The organism is Streptomyces sp. NPDC052023 (assembly GCF_044548465.1).
In the GTDB taxonomy this organism is placed as follows: Bacteria; Actinomycetota; Actinomycetes; order Streptomycetales; family Streptomycetaceae; genus Streptomyces.
Genome location: NZ_JBIUBW010000013.1, coordinates 87302 through 90515, shown reverse-complemented (window position 1 = coordinate 90515; position 3214 = coordinate 87302). Strand labels below are relative to the sequence as shown.

2 protein-coding genes and 1 pseudogene are annotated in these 3214 nt (G+C 68.9%); 1 reads left to right on the top strand and 2 read right to left on the bottom strand.

From position 1 onward, the window contains the following. Positions 1–51: 51 nt before the first annotated feature. Positions 52–1350 carry a helix-turn-helix domain-containing protein gene (locus ACIHCM_RS24775; protein WP_399899627.1) on the bottom strand — a complete coding sequence of 433 codons (1299 nt, stop codon included), beginning with the start codon at positions 1348–1350 and terminating at the stop codon, positions 52–54. A 384-nt stretch (positions 1351–1734) separates the two neighbouring features. After that, a pseudogene (locus tag ACIHCM_RS24770) lies at positions 1735–1939 on the bottom strand (S9 family peptidase); the annotation flags it as partial. Between the two features lie 641 nt (positions 1940–2580). Here ACIHCM_RS24770 and ACIHCM_RS24765 point away from each other — a divergent pair. Next, positions 2581–3214: hypothetical protein (locus ACIHCM_RS24765; protein WP_399899624.1), on the top strand; the 634-nt coding region annotated here is incomplete at its 3' end.

Here is a 3214-nt window from a genome sequence, read left to right as displayed (position 1 = left end):
AGTGGATCTGGCCCAGGAGTCGGCGCGCGGGAGGACGGCGGCCGGCCCGCCTCAGTCGGCTTCGCCCAGGAGCTCGGGGAAGGAATCGGCGAGCAGGAGCGCCGCCACCGTCTCGTCCGCGCGCTCGACGGCCGGGCGGCCCAGGATCTCCTCCGCCTGCCGGACGCGATAGGCCACGGTCGTGGCGGCCAGGTTCAGCTCCTGGCCGGCGGCGATCCGGCTGCGGCCGTGCTGCAGATACGCCCTGAGCGTCTCACGGATGCCCTCCGACCGGGCGTCGCGCCCGGTCAGCCCGGGCAGGACCGCCCGGACGAAACGCCCGGCCGCCGCGAAGTCTGCGCTCAGCAGCGCCAGCAAGGCGACGTCGTCGTACGACCATGCCCCCGCGGTCCCCTTGCGCTGCCCGACCAGGGACACGTGCCGCGCACCGTGCACACTGTCGCGGAGTCCGGACACGCCGACTCCGACCGGTCCCAGCGCGAGGGCCTGGGAGGATGGCCGCCCCACGGCCCGCAGCACATCCGCTGTCCCCGCATCCGGTGCTTCGGAGAAGGACCACACCACGAGAGCCGATCCGTCCTGCTGGGGGACCGCGAGCGCGCTCTCCGCCCCGGCCGCAGCCGCGGCCCGGCGGGCATAGCCCGGCCACTGGGAGGACCCGTCGTCACTGCGGACAGGGCTGATGTTCCACAGCACGCCGGCGAGGTGGTGTCCCGTGAGCCGCACACCGAGGATCTGTTCGGCGTCGGCCGGAGCCCGGCCGGTGTCGACGATCTCGTCCATGACCTGCCGCCTGGCTGCTACGACCCCTTCCTGCCACGCGGCGTGCTCGGCCTCGTAACAGGCGGTCAGCTCCCGCACGTACTGGTCCCCGAGGGCCTGCACCTGCCGTGTCAGCAGACGGACCTCGTCGACCAGGCGGTCCGGCGGGACGGCCTGGCTGACTACTGACATCAGCGCGTCCTGGAGGGCCACCTGGCCCCGCCAGGGCGCACGCAGAACGGTGCCGAGGCTCGCCCCCTGCCGGACGGCGAGCCGCACGTGCTCGAGGGCCTCCGGCGGCATGATGTTCTTCTGGCCGCCCTGTCCGGTCTGCCAGGTCTGCAGGAGCGCCAGCAACGACGCCTCACACGCCTGGCGCTCCAGACGGGTCAGGTGCAGTCCCGGATCGTGCCGCGCCGCGTCCGCCAGGCTGTCGCTGATGGCGGACGCCGTCTGGACAGCCCACCGGATGGCGTCCCTGCCGAGGACGCGTTCGGCCTCAGCGATCGTCTCGGGACGACTGAGGGCCTCCGAAACGGCTGTTCCCGGATCCTGCGCAGCCCGTAGCTCGGTGATCCACCCCGCCATGGAACAGCCGACCTCCTTCCACGCCGTTCACACACGGCTCAGCACCAGTGCCTGTGATCATCGCCTTCCGCAGACCTTGGCCTTGCCTCGAAAGATGGACACTGTTTGAGGTGTTGTACGACGAGTGTCATGGTAGCCGGTGCTCGCCTCTGACCAGCGGGGAGACCTCGCGATCGTGTTGTTCGCGTCGCTGCTGTCACGGCGGCTCCGCCGGTCGTTCGGGGGCGCGTGGCGAGTGTGGTCGGCCTGGCTGCCGCGTCGAGAGTGGTGACCGGACGTCGTCCGACTCCGCGTCCGGCTCGCGCCGCCCTGGGCTGGTGCGGGGACCTCCCTCCACGTACGTGCTCCGCCCCGAGGACCGGATGGTGCTGGCCGCGACCCGGCGGGGGCCCGCGGAGCTGCTCGGGCGGCGGCAGACGGGGCCTTGACCGCGTCGACGTAGGTGAGGGGAGGACGCCTCGAAGCGCTCGGGGACCTCCTCCGGGGTGCCCCCGAGGAGCGCTTCCATCTCGTCGTGGTACGCCGTGACGTGGTCGGCGACCGGGACGGCGGCGATGCCGAGGGGCCATGCGCCGGGGTGCGTGCCGACCCTTGACCGCCTTTTGTCGCGGCGATCGAGGAATCATGGACGAGGGGCCGCTCATGACCACCACCCTGGATGTGCTGACGTTCAACCTGAACAATCCCGGGTACGACTGAGCGGGTCCGGCAGCCCTTGCTTCGCAGCGAGGCGCCGGATCCATAGGTGGGCCGGCAGGCTTGTTGTCGGTCCACTCGTGTTCCTGATCGCATGTCATATCGGATGCCGTCTCAGACACGCCGGACGTGCGCCAGTTGGCGCACCAGTCCGACATCAGGCGGGTTCATCCGGGGAAATGCGTGAAGATCCGGGAGAGTTTACCGAGGTCACAGTATCGCCCCAGGTCAGAGGGTGTGTCGGGTCAGGTTCAAGTCCGATTCCGGGCACCACCCCGTCTGTCGACCCCCGTCTCCTGTGCTGGGGAGCCGGGGTCTGTTCGTCTTGGCGCCCCCTTCCAGGCGACGCCCGTCGGCGCTTTTACCTCTCCTTCGCAACGCTGTCAAGCCCCGAGTTTCCGGAACGTGACCCCCTCGGGCGATTCCGGCCTACTTGAAGTGCGGGCCTCACCGAGAACCACCGGAAATGTGGACGAGGCGCCGGTCACGAAAATCCCGGAAGTGAAATTCCTCGCCGTTCGAAGGAGCAGAGAAATGACTCGGAACAACAGCACCCGCGACAACGTGAGCCGAAAGCGTCGGATGATCATCGGTACGACGGTGGCGTCCGCCGTGGCGGTCGCCGGAGGCATCCTCCTGCCCGCCGCGTCGGCGTCGGCCGCTCCGCTGCAGGAGCCGGCGGCGGTGTCCTTGGTCGACGGCGACCACAAGGACAAGCACAAGAAGAAGGGCAAGGGCAAGGGCAAGGGCAAGGGGAAGAAGTACTGCTGGCAGAAGAAGAGCAAGCGCTCGTGGGACAAGAAACACAAGCAGTGGTACTGCTGGGGCAAGTACAACTACAAGTTCTATTGGGACGAGCACTTCGAGGTCTATTACATCTGGAAGGGCCCCAAGCGGTACTACTGCTGGGAGACGCGGAACGACTACTACTACTGGGAGAGTCACCGCGTCAGCTACAAGTACTGGGACGTCAAGAACCACGACATCTGGAAGCCGGGCAAGCATGACTGGCCGGAGCACCCGGACCACCCGAAGCACCCGGACGGCGGCGGGAAGGACGGCGACAAGGGTCCGGACGGCGGCGGGAAGGACGGCGACAAGGGTCCGGACGGCGGCGGGAAGGACGGCGACAAGGGTCCGGACGGCGGCGGGAAGGACGGCGACAAGG